This is a genomic window from Streptomyces sp. NRRL S-495, from assembly GCF_000966955.1.
Lineage (GTDB): Bacteria > Actinomycetota > Actinomycetes > Streptomycetales > Streptomycetaceae > Kitasatospora > Kitasatospora purpeofusca.
Window position 1 is genome coordinate 1 of record NZ_JZWY01000964.1, and the last position, 439, is coordinate 439.

Genomic DNA, 439 nt, shown 5'->3' on the forward strand with positions numbered 1-439 from the left:
TCAGTGCAGGAGACTGCCCTGGAGTTCTGCGCGGAGTGCGGGGGTGAGGACCGCGCCGGCGCGGTCGACGAGGAGGGCCATCTCGTAGCCGACCAGGCCGATGTCGGAGTCGGGGGCGGCGAGGACGGCGAGGGCGGAGCCGTCGCTGACGGCCATCAGGAAGAGGAAGCCCCGTTCCATCTCGACCACGGTCTGGTTGACCTCGCCGCCCTCGAAGATCCGGCTGGCGCCGGTGGTGAGGGAGGTGAGGCCGGAGGCGACGGCGGCGAGCTGGTCTGCGCGGTCGCGAGGGAAACCCTCCGACATGCACAGCAGGAGGCCGTCCGCGGAGACCACCACCGTGTGCGACACCCCAGGGGTGTTGTCCACGAAATTGGTGATCAGCCAGTTCAGGTTCTGTGCGGCCTGGCTCATCTGACTCAACTCAACGCTCCTGGTG

At 68.3% G+C, this 439-nt stretch carries 1 protein-coding gene; it reads right to left on the reverse strand.

Going from position 1 to position 439, the window contains the following annotated elements; genetic code table 11:
* Entirely contained in the window at positions 1 to 414 is a 414-nt protein-coding gene (locus VR45_RS37135; protein WP_043468791.1) for a roadblock/LC7 domain-containing protein, read from the reverse strand.
* Positions 415 to 439 lie beyond the last annotated feature (25 nt).

Coding starts and splice junctions, on each gene's coding strand:
- VR45_RS37135 (WP_043468791.1), bottom strand. CDS start 414: ATGAGCCAGGCCGCACAGAACCTGAACTGGCTGATCACCAATTTCGTG.